Annotated in this window: 17 protein-coding genes and 1 pseudogene; 5 read left to right on the forward strand and 13 right to left on the reverse strand. The window is 69.4% G+C overall.

Features of this window, described 5'->3' with window-relative positions; all coding sequences use genetic code 11:
* Positions 1-170: 170 nt before the first annotated feature.
* The gene (locus tag ACQCSX_RS11365) at positions 171-1,622 is read left to right on the forward strand and encodes a PucR family transcriptional regulator (protein WP_427015431.1); all 1,452 of its coding nucleotides are present in this window, start codon (positions 171-173) and stop codon (positions 1,620-1,622) included.
* 60 nt (positions 1,623-1,682) lie between these two features.
* Here ACQCSX_RS11365 and ACQCSX_RS11370 read toward each other — a convergent pair whose 3' ends face one another.
* Genes ACQCSX_RS11370 through ACQCSX_RS11380 form a run of 3 tightly spaced genes read right to left on the reverse strand, consistent with a single transcriptional unit; the run spans position 1,683 to position 5,385 of the window.
* The gene (locus tag ACQCSX_RS11370; RefSeq protein WP_427015432.1) at positions 1,683-3,284 is read right to left on the reverse strand and encodes an APC family permease; all 1,602 of its coding nucleotides are present in this window, start codon (positions 3,282-3,284) and stop codon (positions 1,683-1,685) included.
* On the reverse strand, positions 3,281-4,336 hold the full coding sequence (locus tag ACQCSX_RS11375) for an agmatine deiminase family protein (protein ID WP_427015433.1): 1,056 nt from the start codon (positions 4,334-4,336) through the stop codon (positions 3,281-3,283). The genes ACQCSX_RS11370 and ACQCSX_RS11375 overlap by 4 nt, the downstream gene beginning before the upstream one ends.
* An 11-nt stretch (positions 4,337-4,347) precedes the next feature.
* Entirely contained in the window at positions 4,348-5,385 is a 1,038-nt protein-coding gene (locus ACQCSX_RS11380; RefSeq protein ID WP_427015434.1) for a nitrilase-related carbon-nitrogen hydrolase, read from the reverse strand.
* A 135-nt stretch (positions 5,386-5,520) separates the two neighbouring features.
* Here ACQCSX_RS11380 and ACQCSX_RS11385 point away from each other — a divergent pair, with 135 nt between their 5' ends.
* The 4 genes and pseudogenes from ACQCSX_RS11385 to ACQCSX_RS11400 form a co-directional block, all read left to right on the forward strand.
* Positions 5,521-6,129, forward strand: a complete 609-nt coding sequence (locus tag ACQCSX_RS11385; RefSeq protein ID WP_427015435.1) for a TetR/AcrR family transcriptional regulator C-terminal domain-containing protein — start codon at positions 5,521-5,523, stop codon at positions 6,127-6,129.
* A 253-nt stretch (positions 6,130-6,382) separates the two neighbouring features.
* On the forward strand, positions 6,383-6,964 hold the full coding sequence (locus ACQCSX_RS11390; protein WP_427015436.1) for an APC family permease: 582 nt from the start codon (positions 6,383-6,385) through the stop codon (positions 6,962-6,964).
* The gene (locus tag ACQCSX_RS11395; protein WP_427015437.1) at positions 6,940-7,800 is read left to right on the forward strand and encodes an APC family permease; all 861 of its coding nucleotides are present in this window, start codon (positions 6,940-6,942) and stop codon (positions 7,798-7,800) included. The genes ACQCSX_RS11390 and ACQCSX_RS11395 overlap by 25 nt, the downstream gene beginning before the upstream one ends.
* Positions 7,797-8,165, forward strand: a pseudogene (locus ACQCSX_RS11400) (RidA family protein); the annotation flags it as partial. The gene ACQCSX_RS11395 and the pseudogene ACQCSX_RS11400, both read left to right, overlap by 4 nt.
* Positions 8,166-8,298: 133 nt before the next feature.
* On the opposite strand, the gene ACQCSX_RS11405 reads toward ACQCSX_RS11400, so the two are convergent.
* From ACQCSX_RS11405 to ACQCSX_RS11450, 10 genes are all read right to left on the reverse strand, one after another.
* Positions 8,299-9,747 carry an FAD-dependent oxidoreductase gene (locus ACQCSX_RS11405; protein ID WP_427015438.1) on the reverse strand — a complete coding sequence of 483 codons (1,449 nt, stop codon included), beginning with the start codon at positions 9,745-9,747 and terminating at the stop codon, positions 8,299-8,301.
* A 93-nt stretch (positions 9,748-9,840) separates the two neighbouring features.
* Positions 9,841-11,190 carry a uroporphyrinogen-III C-methyltransferase gene (gene cobA / locus ACQCSX_RS11410; RefSeq protein WP_427015439.1) on the reverse strand — a complete coding sequence of 450 codons (1,350 nt, stop codon included), beginning with the start codon at positions 11,188-11,190 and terminating at the stop codon, positions 9,841-9,843.
* A 154-nt stretch (positions 11,191-11,344) separates the two neighbouring features.
* Positions 11,345-12,241, reverse strand: coding sequence for an ABC transporter permease (locus ACQCSX_RS11415; RefSeq protein ID WP_427015440.1), 897 nt, complete (start codon positions 12,239-12,241; stop codon positions 11,345-11,347).
* The gene (locus tag ACQCSX_RS11420) at positions 12,234-13,079 is read right to left on the reverse strand and encodes an ABC transporter ATP-binding protein (RefSeq protein ID WP_427015441.1); all 846 of its coding nucleotides are present in this window, start codon (positions 13,077-13,079) and stop codon (positions 12,234-12,236) included. Before ACQCSX_RS11420 ends, ACQCSX_RS11415 begins: the two co-directional genes overlap by 8 nt.
* Positions 13,076-14,257, reverse strand: a complete 1,182-nt coding sequence (locus ACQCSX_RS11425; protein WP_427015442.1) for an ABC transporter substrate-binding protein — start codon at positions 14,255-14,257, stop codon at positions 13,076-13,078. The genes ACQCSX_RS11420 and ACQCSX_RS11425 overlap by 4 nt, the downstream gene beginning before the upstream one ends.
* Before the next feature lie 342 nt (positions 14,258-14,599).
* Positions 14,600-15,445, reverse strand: coding sequence for a sugar phosphate isomerase/epimerase family protein (locus ACQCSX_RS11430; RefSeq protein WP_427015443.1), 846 nt, complete (start codon positions 15,443-15,445; stop codon positions 14,600-14,602).
* Positions 15,445-16,452: a hydroxyacid dehydrogenase gene (locus tag ACQCSX_RS11435; protein ID WP_427015444.1), complete on the reverse strand. Its 1,008-nt coding sequence runs from the start codon at positions 16,450-16,452 to the stop codon at positions 15,445-15,447. Before ACQCSX_RS11435 ends, ACQCSX_RS11430 begins: the two co-directional genes overlap by 1 nt.
* An 84-nt stretch (positions 16,453-16,536) precedes the next feature.
* Positions 16,537-17,457 (reverse strand): sugar phosphate isomerase/epimerase family protein, encoded by a 921-nt coding sequence (locus ACQCSX_RS11440; RefSeq protein ID WP_427015445.1) that lies wholly within the window; start codon positions 17,455-17,457, stop codon positions 16,537-16,539.
* Positions 17,454-18,674 (reverse strand): dihydrodipicolinate synthase family protein, encoded by a 1,221-nt coding sequence (locus ACQCSX_RS11445; protein WP_427019032.1) that lies wholly within the window; start codon positions 18,672-18,674, stop codon positions 17,454-17,456. Before ACQCSX_RS11445 ends, ACQCSX_RS11440 begins: the two co-directional genes overlap by 4 nt.
* Positions 18,675-18,745: 71 nt before the next feature.
* A complete protein-coding gene (locus ACQCSX_RS11450; RefSeq protein ID WP_427015446.1) occupies positions 18,746-19,924 on the reverse strand; it encodes a Gfo/Idh/MocA family protein in 1,179 nt (392 codons plus the stop codon).
* Positions 19,925-20,040: the final 116 nt, after the last annotated feature.

Here is a 20,040-nt window from a genome sequence, read left to right on the forward strand (position 1 = left end):
TCCAATTGATTGTTGCTGTACCTGGCGCCGCCGTCATGGCATCGAAAGTGCCGTGCCGCCATGCAAGGACGTTTGGGTCTCTGCTGAGCCTAGGCCACGGGCCAGCCTCTGGAGAATGGCCGTATGCACCACTGCACCGCATGGCATTAGTGCGTTTGTATAGTTGAACCATGGCAATTTCCCTGGCGGACCTGCTGGCCACGCCGCAGCTGAATTTGAAGAACCTGGGCTCCTCGCGCTCCACCCTCACCACCCCCATCGATTGGGTGGCCGTGACGGAACTGGAAAACCCGCAGCCCTTCCTCAGCGGCGGTGAGCTGGTCCTCACCATCGGCGCCCGGCAGCTGACGGCCGACACGCAGCGGGGCTTTGTCCGCCAGATCAGGCGGGCCGGCGCCGTCGGGATCGGCTTTGGCGTCGGGTTCGGCCACGACGCCGTGCCCCCGGCCCTGGTGGCCGAGGCGAACCGGTGGAGCGTGCCGGTCATCGAGGTCCCCTACGGCACGCCCTTCATCGCCATCGGCAAGCTGGTGGCGGATTCGCGCAGCGCCGACCACTACGCCAAGCTCGAGCGCCTGCTCAGCCAGCACCAGGTGCTGGCGCGCGCCCTGCTTTCCGGCGGCGGCCTGCCGCTGCTGCTGCGCAAGCTCGCCGGCATGGTCGGCACGGACCTGGTGCTCACCCAATTTGGCAGCGACCTCTTTTCCACCGTGCCGGGGATGGCCGTGAACGACGACGACTGGCTGCCGGTGGCGCTGGCCACGGGCAAGCGGGACGCCAGCACGCTCTGGCTGCTCAAGCCGTACGTCGACGACGGCATCGTGGACTACGCCAAGGGCCTGATCAGCGTGGAATTGAACAACCTGGTCCAGCGCCGCCGCACCGCCCGCCAGATTGCCGGCCAGGTGCTCGGCGACGTGGTGCGCGGGGCGCTTGAGGCGCCGGTGGCCGACGCCCGGCTGCACGGGCTGCAGATCGACCCCGCCGCCAAGAACCAGATCCTGCTGGTGCAGGCCTCCGCCGCCTCCTTTGCCACGCTGTCCACGATGGCGCTGCCGACGGAGCTGGAGTCCGCCGTCGCGGCCGTGCTCAGCACCGGCGAGGTGCACGAGCTCCTGGTGGTGGTGCCCCCGCAGCTGGGCAACCCGGCAACGATGGCTCGGGCCTTGGCCCGGCAGATGCACCAGGTGGGCGTGTCCGGCTCCGTGGGCGTGGGCGGCGCCTACACCCAGGCCAACGGCCTGCGCTGGAGCTACTACGAGGCGCGCGAGGCCGCCTCGCGCGGGCAGGAGGTGAACCTGCCCGAGCGGCTCAGCCTGACATCCCTGCTGCTGGCCAGCGAGGACGTGCCGATGACCGACATGGCCGCCGAGGCGCTGGGCCCGCTGGTGGACTTCGACGCCGCGCACTCGGCCGAGCTGGTGAACACGCTGGAGGTGTACCTGCGGCTCAACGGCTCGGTGGCCTCGGTGGCGGAGGCGCTGACCCTGCACCGGAACACGGTGCGCTACCGGTTGACGCAGATTGCCGAGCTCACCGGCTACGATCCCGCCGTCACGGCGGACCGGGTGCAGCTCTGGCTGGCCCTGGCCGTGCGCCGCCTCTCCCGCCCCACCGGCTGACGTCCCGCAGTGGCACCGCGAAATCCGCGCCTCCTGGGAAGGGGCGCGGTTTTCGCTGTGTCACTCCGGGACCACGAGTGCGGGGGTGTCCTTCCTCAGGGTTTCGCCGCGGAAGAAGCCGGGGCGGCGCCAGTAGGTCAGCATCATGACCACCAGGCCGAGGGCCAGCAGGCCGATGCCAATGAGGAAGACCAGGCCAATGCCGAACAGCTGGGATCCGCTGCCAAAGTCCGGGTTCCAGCTGTCCACCGCCGTCTGGAGGAAGACCACCGTCAGCAGCACGCCGCCGAGCATCGGGCAGAGCAGCCGCAGGAAGAAATTGCGGACGCTGGCGAAGATGCTGTGCCGGAAGTACCAGGTGCAGGCAAAGGCGGTCAGGGCGTAGTAGAAGCAGATCATCAGGCCCAGCGCCAGGATGGTGTCGTTGAGGACGCTTTCGCTGACGATCTTCATCACCGCATAGAACCCGCCGGAGATGGCGCCGGCAGCGATGGTGGCATAGCCGGGGGAACCGAAGCGCTTGCTGACCGTGGCATAGCGGGGCGGCAGCGCACCGTAGTGGCTCATCGACAGCAGGCTGCGGGCCGGGGAGGCCATGGTGGACTGCAGCGAGGAGGCGGTGCCGGCCAGCACGGCCAGCGACATCAGCACCGCCAGCGGCCCCATCACCGGGGAGGCCAGTGCGGCAAAGACGTTGGACTGGTTGTCCGGGTTGTTCAGCCCGATGCCCGTTTCGCCAATGCCGGCCACCATCATGGTGCCCACGATGACCAGCAGGTACAGGCCCAGCACGGCAATCGCCGTCGTCGTCCCGGCCTTGCCGGCGGTGCCCTTGCCGCCCTTGGTCTCCTCGTTGACCGTCAGGCAGACGTCCCAGCCCCAGTAGACAAAGACCGCCAGGGACATGCCGGAGGCAAACTGGGCGAAGCTGGTGATCTTGGTGGGGTCGAACCAATCCCAGCTGAAGGCGAGCGCCGTGCCGGAGTTCTCCGCGCTTGCGTGCACCACGGCCATGACCGTGAACAGGACCAGCACCAGGATCTGGAAGGCGACCATGGAGTACTGGACGAGTTTGGTGGCGTGGAGCCCGCGGTAGCTGACCCAGACGGCCAGTGCCACGAACGCCAGGCAGGTGGCGATGTTCAGCGCCTTGTTGTTGGTCAGGTCCGCCAGGTCCGGGTTGGAGAAAATCTCGCCCAGGAACAGATAGAAGAAATCCACCGCGACGCCGGCCAGGTTCGACAGGACGATGATGTTGGCCGCCAGCAGCCCCCAGCCACCCATCCAGCCGACAAACGGACCGAACGCCTTGGTGGTCCAGGTGAAGGTGGTGCCGCTGTCCGGGGAATCGGCGTTGAGCTCCCGGTAGGCGAAGGCCACCAGGATCATCGGGATGAAGGCCACGATGAAGATGGCCGGCAGCTGCACGCCGACGGCGTTGACCGTCGGGCCCAGCGAGCTGGTCAGGCTGTAGGCCGGCGCCACCGAGGAAATGCCCAGCACGACGACGGCCAGCAGCCCCAGTTGGCCACCCTTGAGGCCCTTGCCGGTGATGCCGTGTTTGGTGCCGGCAGCGTCATGGGCCTCGACTCCGTGGGCGTGCGGGACGTGCTTGGACGACGACGTCCCCGGCGTCGGCTCGTTGCGGATCGTTTGGCTCATGGCCGGGGCCTTTCACGTGGAACCGAGGGTTGCTGTTGGGTGATGCAGTGGATGCCGCCACCGCGGGCAAAGAGCTCGCGGGCGTCAACGCTGACGACGCGGCGGCCGGGGTAGGCCTCGGCCAGGATGCCGGCGGCCTTGGCGTCCATGGGATCGTCGAAGGAGCAGGCGAGAACGCCGCCGTTGAGGACCAGGTGGTTGATGTAGCTGTAGTCCACGGGCCCCTCCTCGTCCATCAGGGTTTCCGGCGCCGGGACCTCGATGATGGTCCACTTCCGGTCCTTGGCGTCGGTGGTGCCGGCCAGGAACGCGATGATGTCCCGGGTGATGCCAAAGTCCGGGTGGGCGGGGTTCTGCTGGCTGTGCACCAGCAGCGTGCCGGGACTGGGGATGGCGGCGACGATGTCCACGTGGCCGCGGGTGCCGAAGCGCTGGGCGTCGCGGGCCAGGCCGCGGGGCAGCCAGATGACCTTGGTGGCGCCGATGGTGCGGGCCAGCTCGACCTCCACCTCCGCCTTGGTGGCGCCGGGGTTGCGTTCCGGGTCCAGCTGCACCGTCTCGGTGACCAGCACCGTCCCCTCGCCGTCGACGTGGATGCCGCCGCCCTCGTTCACCAGCGGTGAGCGGACGACGCCGGCGCCGGACCAGGCGCCCACGGTGGCACCGATCTTGGCGTCGTGGTCCCAGCAGGCCCAGTCCTGGGCGCCCCAGCCGTTGAACACCCAGTCCACGGCCCCCAGCCGCGGCCGGCCGCCGGCGTCCCCGCCGCCGTCGCCGTCGTCCAGGACAAAGGTGGGGCCGATGTCGCGCATCCAGGCGTCGTCCAGCTCGGCGGTGCGCAGCTCGACCCGGGGGTCCAGGTACTCCCGGGCCACGTCCTCCCCGCCCGGGGCCACCACCATGGTGACGGGTTCAAAATCGACGGCGGCATTGGCCACCGCGGCCCAGGTGCTCCGCGCGGCATGCTGCTCCGCGGCGGTGTCCCCCAGCGTGTAGCGCCCGGACGGGAAGGCCATCCAGATGCGGTCCTGCGGGGCCGTCTCGGCGGGCATCAGCCAGCCCATCAGTGCACCCGGCTTCCGGTGGACGGGGCGCCGGCGGCGGCAGGGGCGGTGGCCAGCGGGGCGTCTTCGCCGCCGTACGGGGCGTCCTTGCGCACCGGGTCCAGCAGCCGGCCGTAGGTGTCGGGGCGGCGGGTGGCCAGGAACGGGAAGAGCTCCAGCCAGTCGGCCCGCTGGGCAAGGTCCAGATCGGCCACCAGCACGGCGGACTCGCCGCGCGGGGCCTGGAGAAGGATGCGGCCGTAGGGGTCCGAGATGAACGAGGAGCCGTAGAACTCCACCGTCCCCTCGTGGCCCGTGCGGTTGGGGACCACCATGAACAGGCCGTTGGCGATGCCGTTGCCGACGATCACCTGCTGCCAGAGCGGCTGCGTGTCGAAGTCCGGGAAGGAGGGCTCGGAGCCGATCGCCGTCGGGTAGACCAGCAGCTCGGCGCCGCCGAGGGAATACATCCGGGCCACCTCGGGGAACCATTCGTCCCAGCAGGTCGGCATGCCCAGCCGGGCGCCGCCGAGTTCGGCGGGTGCGTGGACCTCGTAGGCGTCAGCGGCGGCCGGGCCCTCGCGGAAGAACTTGTCCTCGTAGTAGCCGTCGGTGCGCGGGATGTGCAGCTTGTGCGTGCGGCCCAGCAGCTCGCCGGCCGGGGAAACCAGGATGGCGGTGTTCAGGCCCAGGCCGTCATCGCCGTCAGGCCCGTCCGCGCGCTGGTAGAGCGAGGCATGGACCGTGACGTTGAAATCCCGGGCGGCCGCGGCGGCGAAGGTGAAGGTGGGGCCGGTGAGCAGGTCCTCGGCGATGGCGTTCGGCGTGCCCTGCGGCAGCGTGTCGGCCGGGTAGCGGGAGAGCGTGAGCTCGGGCAGGAACACCACAGTGGCTCCGTGGCCGGCGGCGCGTTCGATGCCCTCGCGCAGTTCGGCGGCGACGGCGGCGGCATCGAGCTGCCAGCGGTGCTGGACCACGCCCACCCGCAACGGGGCGCGTCCGGTGTCGTCCACCCGGGCCCAGGAACGGGGCTGGGCGAAGTTGGTCAGTTCAATCATGGTCTTACTCCTGCGAGATCTGCATCACATAAAATGAATGGCGTTCGTTTATTATGGAGTGCCGGATCCCCGTGGCGCAAGGGGTAAAACGAATTTAGTTCGTTAAAATGGGAGGAACCGTCCAGGAGGTCCCGCATGGCACGCCCGCTGAGCCCGAAGCTCTCCCCCGATCTGATCGCCAACGCCGCGCTGGACCTGGTCGACCTGCGGGGCGAATTCACCATCCCGGAGCTGGCCAAAAAGCTCAACGTCAGCCCCTCCTCGCTCTACAACCACGTCGCGGGCAAGGACGACATCATCGAGCTGATGCGCGGGGCGGCCGTAGCGGCCATCACCCTGCCCGGCCCCGGCCTGGACTGGGTGGCGGCGGTGCGTGACATCGCCGTCAAGTACCGGAATTCCTACGCCCGCCACCCCCGCCTCATTCCACTGCTGACCGCCTATGCCGTCCGCGACGAAACCACCATACGGATGTACAACGTGCTGGCGGAGCTGTTCACCGGGGCGGGATTTTCCCCGCGGCGCGTACTGGAGGCCATCACCGTGCTGGACAGCTATGTCCTCGGTTCGGCGCTGGACGTGGCCGCACCCCAGAACGTCTGGGATCCGGGCGAGCTGGCCGCCGATGCACTGCGCGATGCCCTCGCCGACAGCCTGGGCCGGCCCGAGCGCGCCGACGACGCCTTCAGCTTCGGCCTGGATCTGATCGTCAACGGCCTGGCGGCGCACGCACCAACGGCGTAACAAAGGCACAGAATCAACATTCTGTTGACGCTTGCCCGCCACGCCGAAGCGTCCCGGCGGGCGGCGCACACGACACCATAATCGTTGCATCCATGGGGATGCGGTGGGATTTTCCGCGCCCGAAAGCACCCGGGCTCCTTCGCTGCGCTCAACCGGCGGTTGATGGATTTTCAAAAATCAATTGACATCTTCCGACGGGCCGTCAGGATATCTAACACAACGTTGAAGATGTGACCTGAACCACCTGTAGCCAGTGAACCGGCGGCGCCCCGCGGCGCATCCGCAGCGAAAGGACACCAGTGACCTCCCACAGCAGCCCAGCCAACACGTCCCTCAACCAGGACAACCTCAAGCGCACCATCACCACGCCCAAGCCCTGGGCATCTCGTTCCACCAGATCGTCGGTGGCGGCGTGGTCTCGCTCACCGGTGTCGCCATTGCGATGACCGGCGGCGGCGTGCCGATCGCCTACATCCTGGCCGCCGTGGCCATCATGCTCGTCTCGCTTCCCATCGCCTATCTGGGCGCGGCCATGCCGGTCGCCGGCGGCAACTACACCTACGCCACCAAGCTCCTGCACCCGCTGGCAGGCTTCGCCAACCTGTTGTTCTTTGTCCTCCTGATGGCCAGCCTGAGCCTGTACGGACTCACCGCGGGCACCTACCTGAACAGCCTCAACCCGTGGTTCGACCCCACGGTGGTGGCCGTATCGCGGATCACCATCTTTGCCGTGGCCAACCTGATGGGCGCGGCGTTCTCCTCCAAGCTGGGCATCTACATGGCGTTTGTGATGCTGGCGGCCTGCCCGGCATGCTCCAGGCCTCCGCACTGCTGACCTTCGCCACCGGCGGCGCCACAGTGGTGGCCGAGCTCGGACGCGAGATGAAGACCCCGGGCCGCACCATCCCGCTGGCCATTGTGGGCGGCACCATCTTCGCCGCCCTGTTGTACGTGCTGATCGCCATCCCGGCCGCCGGAGTCCTGCCCATCGCCGAGGTGGCCGGCCAGCCGCTCTCCGTCGTGGCCCAGTCGTTCATGCCGCACGGCATGTGGCTCTTCTTCATCCTCGGCGGCGCCGTGCTGGCCGTCATCGGCACCATGAATGCCCAGCTGCTGTGGGGCTCCAAGTCCATCCTGGCCGCCGTCGACGACGGCTGGTTCCCGGCCAAGCTGGGCACCGTCAGCAAGCGCTTCGGCACCCCGCACTACCTGATCGGCATCCTGTACCTGGTGGGCATCGTCCCGGCCCTCTTCCACATCAGCATCACCGTCATCGCCAGCGCGGCCTCGGTGATGGGCCAGCTGATGTTCATGATCGTGGTGTTCGCCTCGCTGCGGATGCGCTACCTCCACCCGGAGACGGCCCGGACCGCACCCTTCAAGATCGGCCTGAAGCTGCACTGGGTGCTGACCGTCCTCGGTGCTGGCGTGCTGGTCTACCAGACCTACCTCCTCTCCAGCCACCTCACCTCCGACGTCGTGACGGCCATCGGCGTCTGGCTGGCGGTCGGCGCCCTCTGCGGTGCCGTCCGCTCCCCAAGGTCAAGGCGATCCTGGCCGCCCGGGCCGCCGCCCAGACGTCCGCCGTCGGCGTCGATGCCGACGAGCCGGACGCGCTGGAACCCCAGACCGTCTAGTTTCCACCCTCGATTCCCAAGGAGCACCACATGAGGACCACCGCCATCACCAAGGCCCCCTTCCGCGCAGTCCGCCGGTCCGGCAACCTGCTCTTCGTCAGCGGCCAGCTGCCCCTGGTGGACGGGCTGGTCAGCAGCCCGGGCACCGTGGGCGCCGGCGTCACCGTGGCGCAGGCCCAGGAAGCCGCGCGGATTGCCGCGCGCAACGCACTGGCCGCCATTGCGGCGGAGCTGGGCTCGCTGGAGAACGTGGAGGCTGTGCTGAAATTGAACGGCTACATTGCCTGCATCCCCGGGTTCACCGAGCAGTCGGTGGTGATGAATGCTGCCTCGGAGCTGTTCGTCGAGGAGCTCGGCGAGGCCGGGGAGCACGCCCGCCTGGCCATCGGCGTCGCGGCCCTGCCGCAGGGGGGCGCCGGTGGAGATCGAGGTCATCGTGGCCGTCCGCTGACGGCACCGCTGACGGCAGGGCACGCACAAGGGCTGTCCATCCCATACGGGATGGACAGCCCTTGTGCTTTGCGTTCCTGTATCAGACCACTGCTGCGGCGCCGCGGGAGACCTCCACCATGTCCTGGCGGGGCACCACCTTCACGCGCTCGCGCACCACGGCGCCGTCGTGCCCGGCCGTCCAGGCCTCGCCGAGGGCTTTCTCGTGGGCGTCCAGCTCGATCCAGCCCTCCCAGCTCGTGTGCTCAACGCCGCGCGCATCCAGCAGCTCCACGATCGCGGCAGCCTCCGGGCGGGCGGCGGCGGGCAGCCCGGTGCGGTCCGTGAGCAGGTGCGTGATGGTCTCCAGGGCATCACCCTTGGTGTGGCCGATCAGGCCCACCGGTCCGCGCTTGATCCAGCCGGTGGAGTACAGGCCGGGCACGTGGGTGCCGTCGGCGTCCAGCACGCGCCCGCCGTCGTTCACCACCACACCGCGCTGGTGGTCGAACTCCACGTCCGGCAGCGTCGAGCCGAAGTAGCCGATCGAGCGGTAGACGGCCTGGACCGGGTAGTCCACAAACTCGCCGGTGCCGCGGGCGTTGCCGGTGCCGTCCAGCTCGGTGCGCTCGAACTGGATGCCGGCGACCTTGCCGTCGGCTCCGGTGACCTCCACCGGGTTGTGCAGGAAGTGCAGGTGCAGGCGGCGGCTCGCGGTGAGCGGCTTGTCGTCCTGCTCCACCAGCCAGTTGGTCAGCGTGTTGACCATGGTCTTGACCTGGTTGTTGGTCCGGATCGCCTCGTCCGAGGCAGCATCGAACTCGAAGTCCTCCGGGTACAGCACGATGTCCACATCCTTGGAGTGGCTCAGCTCGCGCAGCTCCAGCGGGGTGAACTTCACCTGGGCCGGGCCGCGGCGGCCAAAGACGTGCACGTCGGTGACGGGGGAAGCCTTCAACCCGGCGTAGACGTTGTCCGGAATCTCGGTGACCAGCAGGTCATCGGCATGCTTGGAGAGCACGCGGGCCACGTCCAGGGCCACGTTGCCGTTGCCGAGCACCGCAATCTCCTTGGCCTCCAGCGGCCACTCGCGCGAAACGTCCGGGTGCCCGTCGTACCAGGAGACGAAGTCCGCGCCGCCGTAGGAGCCGTCCAGCTCGATGCCCGGGATGTTCAGGTCCGCATCCTTGATGGCGCCGGTGGCGAAGATGACGGCGTCGTAGTGCGACTGCAGGTCCTCCAGGGACAGGTCGGTGCCGTAGTCCACGTTGCCGAAGAAGCGGATGTCGCCGCGGTCCAGCACCTTGTGCAGGGCGTTCACTATGCCCTTGATGCGCGGGTGGTCCGGGGCCACACCGTAGCGGATCAGGCCGTACGGGGCCGGGTAGCGGTCAAAGAGGTCGATGCTGACCACCAGGCCATTGCGCACCTCCTCGGACTTGGTCAGGATGTCGGCGGCGTACACGCCGGCGGGGCCGGAGCCGATCACGGCCACGCGCAGCGGGCGGTCCTCGGTGCCAATTTCAGCGGTTGCGGGGGTCTTCGGTGACACGGCTGTGCTCGTTTCTGTGGGTGGGTTCCAACTGGGTGACAGTTATGTCGCATTCCGGGGGTCCGAACGTGCGATACCTGTCACCTGGTTGGGTCAGGGGTGGGTCAGGGTCTTGGGTTTGGTGCCGTAGTGGCCGGTGGCCAGTTCGGGCGGGGCCAGCGGGCTGACCCGGACCACGTCGCCGACGACGACGACGGCCGGGTTGGCGACGCGGACGGCCGCCGCCTGGGCGGCGATGGTGCCCAGCGTGCCGATGGTGACGCGCTGGTTGGGGGCGTAGCCGTTCTCGATAATGGCCACCGGGCAATCGACTCCACGACCGGCCGCGGCCAGCGTCTTCACCGACTGGTTCAGCGTGCCGATGCCCATAAGGATCACCACCGTGTGGTCGCTGCCGGCGGGGACCTGGTCCAGGTCCTCGTGGCCGCTGATCAGGGTGAAGGCTTTGGCCAGCCCGCGGTGGGTCAGCGGGATGCCGGCGGCGGCGGGCACGGAGACGGCACTGGTCACGCCCGGCACCACCTCCACCTCCACTCCGTGCTCGCGGCAGTGGATGGCCTCCTCGCCGCCGCGGCCCAGGATGTAGGGGTCCCCGCCCTTGAGCCGGACCACGCGGTGGCCGGCCTGGGCCTCGCGGACCAGAATCTGGTTGATCTCCTCCTGCGGCACCGGGTGGTGGCCGGGGGTCTTGCCGACCTCGATGATGCGCACGTCCTCGTCCAGCTCGGCCAGCAGGGAGCGCGGGCCCAGCCGGTCCACGACGACGACGTCGGCCTCGGCCAGCAGGCGGCGGCCGCGGACGGTGATCAGCCCGGCGTCGCCGGGTCCGCCGCCCACCAGGGCCACGGAACCGGCTGCGGGCAGGGGGGCAGGGGTCTCGCTCCCCAGCCGCTCCCGGGTCTCGACAAGCTCGACCAGCGGGTCCCTCGCGGCCGTGGCCCCAAGCTCGACCAGCGGGTCACGGCGGCTGCGGCGCAGCGGGAGGCTGCCGCTCTCCAAAGCGGTGGCGACGGCGTTGCGCAGGGCCTGCGCGCGGCGGGAATCGCCGCCGGCGTTGACGGCAATCTTGACGTCATCCACCACGGCCACGGCGGGCATCCAGGCGGAGGAGGCTGCGGTGTCGGAGGCATTGACGCACCACAGGCGCGCGGCCTCGGCGTCGGCGGCCACCTGCGCGTCCACGGACCGGTGCCCGGTGGCGGCGTGGACAAACCAGACGCCGTCGACGTCGGAGGAACGGTAGGGGCGGGGTTCCCAGGAGAGCAGCCCGGCCACGTGCAGTGCGGCCAGCGGCGCCGAGAGCGCCGGGGCCACCACCGTGACCAGGGCGCCGGCGTCCAGCAGGCCCTTGGCCCGGCGCGCGGCGTGTTCGCCGCCGCCCACCACCAGGACGGCGCGGCCGAGGAGCCGCAGCGAGGTGGGGTAAATATCGACATGTGCCATGAGTAGACCTTAGAGAAGGCGTAATAAAGGGATCAATGGCTCCGAAACACCCGTTAACGCAGAGTCACGGGAGGACACATTCGCACCCCCGGCGCCAGCCTAGTTGGCGAGGGGCCCCAAAGGAGCGAAGCGAGGTTGGGGAGCCAACTTGGCGCTAGCGGGTGCTGCCCGAGAGCAGGCCGCGGCCGCGCAGCAGCCGCTTTTCGACGGGCGCGAACACCAGCAGTTCCACCACGATGCCCACCGCCAGGATCAGCAGGATGGCCGAGAACACCGTGCCCATGTCGGACAGGGTGCGGCCCTGGTCCAGCAGCGAGCCCAGGCCAAAGCCCATGCTGCCGCCGACGGTAATGATTTCCGCGGCCATCAGCGAGCGCCAGGAGAAGGCCCAGCCCTGCTTCAGTCCGGAGACGTAGCCGGGCAGCGCGGCCGGCAGCACCACCTGCAGCGCCATCTGCAGGCGCGAGGCTCCCAGCACATGCCCAACCCGGCGGTACTGCGGCGGGATCTGGTCCACGCCGGCAATCAGGCCATTGACAATGGAGGGGATGGCCCCCATGAGCACCACAAAGTAGACGGTGCCGTCGGTGAGCCCGAACCACAGAATGGCGGCGGGCACCCAGGCCACTGAAGGCAGCACCTGGAGCCCGGAGATCAGCGGCCCAAATGCCCGGCGCAGGAGCTTGACCTGCGCCAGCAACAGCCCCAGCGGGGTGGCCACCGCGACGCTGATGGCAAAACCCACCACGCCGCGCTGCAATGAGGTCCAGATGGCCTGCTGGACCGACCCCTCGCCCCAGAGCGTGCCGAGCGAGCCCAGGACATCCAGCGGTCCCGGGACGATGTCGCGGCGCCGGAAGCCGAGGGAGACATAGACCTGCCAGCCAACCAGGAGCACCAGAAAGGCCGCCAGCGGCAGCAGGACGCGGGTCCAGTCGATGCCGTGCTTGGTTTGGGCCTCGGACTGCAGCGAGTCCAGCCCGGCCTCGAGTTGGCGGAATTCGTCAGGTGTCCCCTGTTTGAGCACCGGGGCGGTAATGGTCTCAGGCATGTCGGCGGATCTCCTCGCGCAGGCGGGACGTGATGGCCCCTGTCAGTTCGCCGGCCTTGCCGGCATTGGTGCGGTGCTCCTCGGAGACTTCCCACTGGGCCACCACGCGGCCGGGGCGGGAGGAGAGCAGCAGGACCCGTTGGCCCAGCCGCACCGCCTCGCGCACATTGTGCGTGACAAAGATGATGGTGCGGCCGGTTTCCTTCCAGATCCGCTCCAGCTCGTCGTGCAGCAGGTCCCGGGTGATGGCGTCCAGCGCGGCAAAGGGCTCGTCCATCAGCAGCAGCGGACGGTCCTGGGCCAGCGCCCGGGCCAGCGACACGCGCTGGCGCATGCCGCCGGAGAGCTCGTGCGGACGCTTGTCCGCGGCCTCGCCCAGATGGACCAGCTCCAGCAGTTCCATGGCCCGGGCGCGGCGTTCGGCCTTGCCCACGCCGCGCAGCTTCAGTGCCAGCTCAACGTTGCCCCGCGCGGAGATCCACGGGAACAGCGCCGAGTCCTGGAACATGAACGCCGCACCCTCGCTGGGCACCTCGAGCGCGCCGGTGCTGGGCGGCTCGAGGCCGGCAATGATGTTCAGCAGCGTGGACTTTCCGCAGCCCGAGGCCCCCAGCAGGGCCACAAACTCGCCCTGGCCAATGGTGGCGTTGACGTCATCAAGCACCGGGGCTCCGGCGGCAAAGCGCTTGCCCAGGTTTTCCAGCACGACGGCGGTCTCCCGTTCCGGCCGACCAGATGCCGGGGGCTGCTGGCCGCTGGCCTGCTGCCCGTCGTCCAGGGGGGATTCGGCGGATGGTGCCGCCACATGTTCCCCCACGGAAGCCGCCGTCGTACTCATTCTGTTCCCAATCCTGCGGCTGGAACCGCGCTCTTGCCGGCGCCCTTGAGCACCGCATTCAGCGGAGCGAGGTCAAAGATGCCGTTGATGTCGGCCTGCTTGGTGACCCCGGCGGTGACGCCGTGGTCCAGCAGTTCCTTGTACGTGGACGCCAGCGGATCGGCCGTGAAGGCCAGGGAGCCCAGCGAACGTGCCAGCACGTCGGTGGGCAGGGTGGCCCCCGCAGCTTCCTTGAGGCCAGCATTGATGACGTCTGGGGCCTTGTCCTTGTTGTCGTTGATCCACTGGACCGACTCGACATGGCCCTTGAGCAGTTCCTTGACGGCGTCCGGGTGCGCCTGCAGGTAGGAGGTGTTCACGATCAGGATGGTGGTGGTGAACTGGCCCTTGTCCCAGAGGTCCTTCTCATCGACCAGCACCTTGGCACCGGCCTGCAGCACCAGTCGCGATGCCCAGGGCTCGGGCAGCCAGGCGCCGTCCAGCTTGCCGTCCTGGAACAACTTCAGGGTCTGGGCGTTTTCCGTCGGGTTGATGGTCACGTCGCCGCCGCCGTCGGGCATGGTCTTCAGGCCCTGCGATGCCAGCCAGGAGCGCAGGGCAACATCCTGCGTGCCGCCCAGCTGCGGGCTGGCCAGCACCTTGCCCTTGAGGTCTGCGGCCGAGGCAATGGAGGGCTTGACCACCAGCTGGGCGCCGCCGGAGGCAGCGCCGGCAATGATCCGGATGGACTCGCCCTTGCTCTTGACGAAGGAGTTGATGGCCGGGTTCGGGCCGAGGTAGGCGGCGTCGATGGCACCGGCATTGAGCGCCTCGATGGCTGCGGGGCCGGCGTTGAAGACCTGCGTGCTGAGCTTGGTGGCGCCCAGCTCCTTCTGGAAGAACCCCTCCTGCAGGCCAACGAGCGCCGGGGCGTGGGTGACATTGCCGAAGTAGCCCAGCTTGAGGTCCGTGGCCGGGCCCGCTGCGGTCGTGGGCGCGGCGGCCGGCTTGTTCTGGTTGCCCAGCGTCACGGAGGCGACGGCGGCACCGGCACCGATGAGGACGACCAACCCGGCGACCAATGAGATCTCCAGGGCGCGGCGGCGGTTCTTGGGCTTTTCACCGGCCACGATGCGAGTGGTGGTGGGTTTCTTCTGGCGCTGCGGGTCTGTGCTTGATGAATCTGGGGTGGATGACATGCGAACTGCTCCTAGGCTCTGCGGAAGGTGATGGTGGCGGGCGTGGTTACGCCGGGCGACATCGCCGCATTCGCAGGCCGGAGCGGGGCTGCCGGGGTGCGGGCAGGGCGGTCCGTGGACGCAGTTCGGTGGTGGTCATTCCTCAACGGTAGGGAATGCCCAGCGGGCCTTCAATGGCGGGGAAACGCCAGGTCACGCAGGGTCATCCGGCGTCACATTCCCGGCGGCATGGATGGGATGTTCCACCCGGGATTTTCCGGCGACTGGGGCACCAGACGGCAAGCGGCCTCGGGCCCCTTGACGTTCGCCTGCAAAAATCCCGGGCTGCACATCCCACGCTCGTCAGCGCGCGGCGAACCAGTCCTTGAGCCCGGCGAGGGCAGTGTCCAGATCGGGGATGTCGGGGTGCCAGGCCTTCTCCCATTCCAGCGACAGCCAGCCGTCGGCGCCGTCGCGGGCGGCCAGCAGGGCGGCGATCTCCGCGACGGGCATGTCACCCTCCCCCACCAGCTCCGGATGCCCGGCGGCGGTGGCGTCCTTGATCTGGGCGTAGGCCAGCCAGGGGTCCAGGGCCGCCAGCGTGTCCGCCGGGGCCTCCCCCGCGCGGGCCGGATGCACCATGTCCCAGATGGCCCGCACGCCATGTCCGGGCTCGACGGCATCCAGGGCGGCCAGCACCCGCGCCAGGTCCGCGCCCCGCGGATGCGAGTCGTGGGTTTCCAGCAGGATCGCCGGGGTCCCGGAACCGGTCCCGGCACCGGCGCCGGACCGCAGGGACCGGGCCGCGGCGGCCAGCCGGCGGACCATCCGCTCGTCCGCGGCAGCCCGGTGCACGGCAATGTCCATGCCCTCCGCGGGCGCACCCGCCCCGGGGAACACCCGCACGCCGCCGGCGCCCAGGTCCCGGGCCAGCGCCAGTTCCGCCGCCAGCGCCGCCAGCACCTCGGCGTCGTCCACCGAGGGATCGCCGATGCGCACATAGGAGGCCACGCCGAGCACCACCAGCCCGGCCTCAGCCAGCGCGGCACGCAGCAAAGCCCGCTCATCGGCTGGCATCCCGGTGCGCACCAGCTGGCCCTCGCCCGAGCGCAGCTCCAGGCCCGTGGCACCATGCGTGGCGGCCAGGTCGAGCACCTCGGCCAGCGAGGCCCCCGGGCAGCCCAGGGTGGAAAATGCAAGCTTCGCCATCAGGCGGTCCTTCCCAATGCGTTCTCGTTCAATCCGTACAGCAGTTCCTCGCCGCGGGCGGCGCGTCCTGCCTCAGCCAGCGCCGTGTCCGCCAGCCGGGCCAGCTCCACCCCCAGCGAGCCTGCCACATGCGGTGTCAGCAGCACATTGGGGTGGTCGTAGAAGGGATGGTCCGGGTCCAGCAGCTCCGGAGTGGTCACATCCAGGACGGCGTAGAGGTCCCCCCGCTGGATCCGGCGCACCAGCGCGTCCTGGTCCACCAGGGCGCCGCGGGAGGTGTTGATGAATGTCGCGCCGGGCCGCAGCAGCGACAGCCCGCGGGCATCGATGAGGTGCCGGGTTTCGGGCAGATCGGGGGCATGGAGCGAGACGATGTCGGAAGTGGACAGCAGCTCATCAAGCCCGACGGCGGTCACCTCCAGCTCCGCGGCGTCGGCCCCGGACAGGAACGGATCAAAGACCACCACGTCAAAGGCAAAGGGCTTCAGCAGCCCAATCACGGCCCGGCCGATCTTCGACGCGCCCACCACCCCGATCCGCTGCCCGTAGTTGCCCATCGAGGGGTAGAGCTCGTCCAATGGCACCACGTTGCGCGTGCTTTTCAGTGCCGCCGCCAGCTGCAGGACCTTCTTGTTGGCCAGCAGGATCATGGCCAGTGTGTACTCCGCCACCGGGATGGCATTGGCGGCCGCCGCCGTGCTGACCCTGATGCCCCTGTCCCAGACGGCGTCGCCCACATGCGCCCTCACCGAGCCGGCGGCATGCAGCACGAAGCGCAGGTTCGGGGCCAGCGCCAGCACCTGGGCGGTGAGCGGCGGGCAGCCCCAGCCGGTGACCAGGGCATCCGTCCGGGCAAGGACCGCCGCGGCCTGAGGGGACGCGAAGTCCACCAGCGGCCGCGGCGAGAGCAGCACCAGCTCCGGGCCGAGGGCGGCCAGGCGCTCCGCGGGGAACATCCGCTCCGCCACGTCCTGGGCCATCGCCAGGGCGATGTTCAGCGCTGCCATCGTGCCTCCTTCGGCCCCGGAAGGCCATCATGTCCACTGCTTGCTGCTGCCTTGCCATTGCGGTGGAGCACCGTGCCGGAGCCGCTACGGGACCGGCACTGCCCCCAGACTAAGCGACGGCGCCACCACGGCGACCCAACGCTCCTTGACCGTCTCGACCACGTGCGATGCCAGGGCGTCCCAGATCTCCTGGTTGAAGATCTCCACCTCCACCACGCCGTCGTAGCCGGCCGCCGACACCCACTCGCCGATCGGCGCAAAGTCGATCACGCCGTCGCCCATGAACCCGCGGGAGAGCAGGGCATCGGCGGCGATGGGCAGGTTGAAATCGCACACCTGGTAGGAGGCAATGCGCCCCTCGCGCCCGGCGCGGGCAATCTGCTCCTCCAGCGCCGGGTCCCACCAGACGTGGAAGGTGTCGACGACGACGCCGACGGCCTCCACCGGGTGGGGAGCGGCCAGATCCAGGGCCTGGCCCAGGGTGGAGACGACGGCGCGGTCCGCGGCGTACATCGGGTGCAGCGGCTCGATCACCAGGCGCACCCCGTGTTCCAGGGCGAAGGGCACCAGCTCGGCCAGCCGGTCGGCCACATTGGCGCGGGCGGCCAGCAGGTCCTTGCCGCCGGCGGCCGGGGCGGCCGCCGTTCCGCCGTCGACGGCGCCCGGAGCCACGCTGAAGGCGGGCAGGCCGCCCACCACCATGATCAGCTCCGTAGTGCCCAGCGCCTTGGCCTCCAGGATGGCCGCCCGGTTGTCGGCCAGCGCCGCAGCCGCACCGGCCGGGTCCGCCGCCGTCAGGAAGCCGCCGCGGCACAGGCTGGACACGGACAGGCCGGAGGCCTCCACCATCTCCACCGCGCGGTCCAGGCCCACCTCGGCCACCTTGTCCCGCCAGAGTCCGATGTGGCCCAGGCCCGCGGCCCGGCACAGCTCCAGCGCCTCGGCCAGCGAGGCCTTCTTGATGGTGGCCGTGTTCAGCGAGAGCCGGTCGAACACCGCGCTCACAGGGATGCCGCGTTTCCGTTGGTGCCGTTGATGCCGGCGCCGGCCAGATAGGTGGCCATCCGCTCGGCGGCAAGGGCCGGTTCCAGCAGGAGCCCGGCGCCGTCGGCCAGCCGGAACAGCTGGACCAGGTGGGCCACGCTCCGCCCGGAGTGCAGTCCCCCGACCATGGCAAAGCCGGGCTGGAAGCCGTTGAGCCAGGCCAGGAAGGCGATGCCCGTCTTGTAGTAGTACGTGGGCGCCTCGAAGATGTGCAGCCCCAGGTCCCGGGTGGAGTCCAGGATGGCACGGGCCCGCACGGGGTCGCCGGCGTCGTAGGCCTGCAGCGCGGTGGAGGCGGCGGGTGCGATGGCCGCGAAGATGCCCAGCAGGGCATCCGAGTGGCGCATGCCGTCGCCGTCGATCAGCTCCGGGTAGTTGAAGTCGTCACCGGTGTAGAGGCGCACCCCGGCCGGCAGCGCGGCGCGCAGCCGGACCTCGTGGGCGGCATCCAGCAGGGACACCTTCACCCCGTCCACCTTGTCCGTGTGCGCCGCAATGAGCGCCAGGAAGATCTCGGTGGCCGCGTCGACGTCGGCGCTCCCCCAGTAGCCGTCCAGCGCCGGGTCAAACATGGTGCCCAGCCAGTGCAGCACCACCGGTTCGCGGACCTCGGCCAGCAGCGTGGAGTACACGTGCAGATAGTCGGCCGGGCCGGTGGCCACGCGGGCCAGGGCACGGGAGGCCATCAGGATCACCTTGGCGCCGGATTCCTCCACCACGGCGATCTGCTCGCGGTAGGCGGCCAGCACGGCCTGAAGCCCGGCGGTTCCGGGTTCGACGGCGGCCGGATCCAGCTGGTCCGTGCCCGCACCACAGGCCAACAGGTCGCGGAGCGTGCGCTCTTCCGTGGCAATCCCCGCGGCCTCGGCGGCGCTGCGGCGGATGAGCTGCTGGGTGGCAGGCCAGTCCAGGCCCATGCCGCGCTGGGCGGTGTCCATGGCGTCGGCGATGCCCACGCCCCAGCTCCACAGCTCGTGCCGGAAGGCCAGCGTGGCGTCCCAGTCGATGTCCGCCGGGGCGCCGGGGGTGTTGCGGCCCAGCACCTTCGGGGCCACATGGGCGGCGGCGTACACCTTGCGGGAGGTGATCAGCGCATCCGGCTTGGTCCACGGGCCGGGCCGGTTCAGCACCAATTCTTCAAGCACGACGGCGCCGGCGGCGTCCGTGCCGGCCGGCAGCAGGACGCTGGGCCGGGTGGTGGCGTCGACTGCCGTCGTGGCGGTGTCTGTCTGTGCTTCCAGTTGGGTTGTCACAGCGCGATCTCCGGGATGTCCAGGGTGCGGCGCTCGGCGGAGGACTGCAGGCCCAGCTCGGCCAGCTGCACGCCGCGGGCGGCGGAGAGCAGGCCAAAGCGGTGCTCGCGGCCGGCTACGACATCGCGCAGGAACTCTTCCCACTGCAGCTTGAAGCCATTGTCCAGCTCGGCATTGGCGGGGACCTCGGCCCACTGCTCGCGGAAGGACTCCGTGACGGGCAGGTCCGGGTTCCAGACCGGCTTGGGCGTGTTGCCGCGCTGCTGCGAGACGCACTTGCGCAGGCCGGCGACGGCGGAACCGTGCGTGCCGTCCACCTGGAACTCCACCAGCTCGTCGCGGTACACGCGCACGGCCCAGGAGGAGTTGATCTGGCCCACCACGGCGTCGCCGGCGGGGGTCTCAAGGTCGAAGATGCCGTAGGAGGCGTCGTCGGCCGTGGCCTTGTACTCGTTGCCGGCCTCGTCCCAGCGGGCCGGGATGTGGGTGGCGGTCTTGGCGTTGACGGTCAAAACCCGGCCGATGATGCCCTCAAGCACGTAGTTCCAGTGGCAGAACATGTCGGTGGTCATGCCGCCGCCATCTTCCTTGCGGTAGTTCCAGGACGGGCGCTGGGCGGGCTGGATGTCGCCCTCGAACACCCAGTAGCCAAACTCGCCGCGGATGGAGAGGATGCGGCCGAAGAAGCCCTCGTCCACCAGGCGGCGCAGCTTCACCAGACCGGGCAGGTAGAGCTTGTCGTGCACCACGCCGGCGGTGACGCCGGCATCGCGGCCGATGCGGGCCAGCTCGATGGCCTCCTCCAGCGTCTCCGCCGTGGGCTTTTCGGTGTAGATGTGCTTGCCGGCGGCCATGGCCTTCTTCAGGGTGGCGGCGCGCAGGCTGGTCATGGAGGCGTCAAAGACGACGTCCACGGACGGGTCGTTGATGACGGCGTCCAGATCGGTGGACCACTCGTCCACATTGTGCAGCTTGGCCAGCTCGCGGACCTTCTCCTCATTGCGGCCCACCAGGATCGGCTCGATGGCGATCTTGGTGCCGTCCTCCAGGATCAGGCCGGAATCGCGCAGCGGCAGGATGGAGCGCAGCAGGTGCTGGCGGTATCCCATCCGTCCCGTGATGCCGTTCATGGCAATGCGGAGCACTGTGGGCCGCGGCGAAGTTTGCTCAGTCATGGGTTCTCCTTGGAGGTTGTATGCAAATCGGAAAGCGCTTTCCACGGTAGACTGAAACCACCGCCGCCGTCAATGCCATTTCACGAACCCGTGTCAAGAATGGTGCAATGGCCGTG

Source organism: Pseudarthrobacter sp. P1 (genome assembly GCF_050156935.1).
GTDB lineage: Bacteria > Actinomycetota > Actinomycetes > Actinomycetales > Micrococcaceae > Specibacter.

Bases quoted from the DNA above. Each gene is read 5' to 3' on its own strand.
- ACQCSX_RS11365 (WP_427015431.1), top strand. From the start codon at position 171: ATGGCAATTTCCCTGGCGGACCTGCTGGCCACGCCGCAGCTGAATTTG.
- ACQCSX_RS11370 (WP_427015432.1), bottom strand. From the start codon at position 3,284: ATGAGCCAAACGATCCGCAACGAGCCGACGCCGGGGACGTCGTCGTCC.
- ACQCSX_RS11375 (WP_427015433.1), bottom strand. From the start codon at position 4,336: ATGCCCGCCGAGACGGCCCCGCAGGACCGCATCTGGATGGCCTTCCCG.
- ACQCSX_RS11380 (WP_427015434.1), bottom strand. From the start codon at position 5,385: ATGATTGAACTGACCAACTTCGCCCAGCCCCGTTCCTGGGCCCGGGTG.
- ACQCSX_RS11385 (WP_427015435.1), top strand. From the start codon at position 5,521: ATGGCACGCCCGCTGAGCCCGAAGCTCTCCCCCGATCTGATCGCCAAC.
- ACQCSX_RS11395 (WP_427015437.1), top strand. From the start codon at position 6,940: ATGCTCCAGGCCTCCGCACTGCTGACCTTCGCCACCGGCGGCGCCACA.
- cobA (WP_427015439.1), bottom strand. From the start codon at position 11,190: ATGGCACATGTCGATATTTACCCCACCTCGCTGCGGCTCCTCGGCCGC.
- ACQCSX_RS11415 (WP_427015440.1), bottom strand. From the start codon at position 12,241: ATGCCTGAGACCATTACCGCCCCGGTGCTCAAACAGGGGACACCTGAC.
- ACQCSX_RS11420 (WP_427015441.1), bottom strand. From the start codon at position 13,079: ATGAGTACGACGGCGGCTTCCGTGGGGGAACATGTGGCGGCACCATCC.
- ACQCSX_RS11425 (WP_427015442.1), bottom strand. From the start codon at position 14,257: ATGTCATCCACCCCAGATTCATCAAGCACAGACCCGCAGCGCCAGAAG.
- ACQCSX_RS11430 (WP_427015443.1), bottom strand. From the start codon at position 15,445: ATGGCGAAGCTTGCATTTTCCACCCTGGGCTGCCCGGGGGCCTCGCTG.
- ACQCSX_RS11435 (WP_427015444.1), bottom strand. From the start codon at position 16,452: ATGGCAGCGCTGAACATCGCCCTGGCGATGGCCCAGGACGTGGCGGAG.
- ACQCSX_RS11450 (WP_427015446.1), bottom strand. From the start codon at position 19,924: ATGACTGAGCAAACTTCGCCGCGGCCCACAGTGCTCCGCATTGCCATG.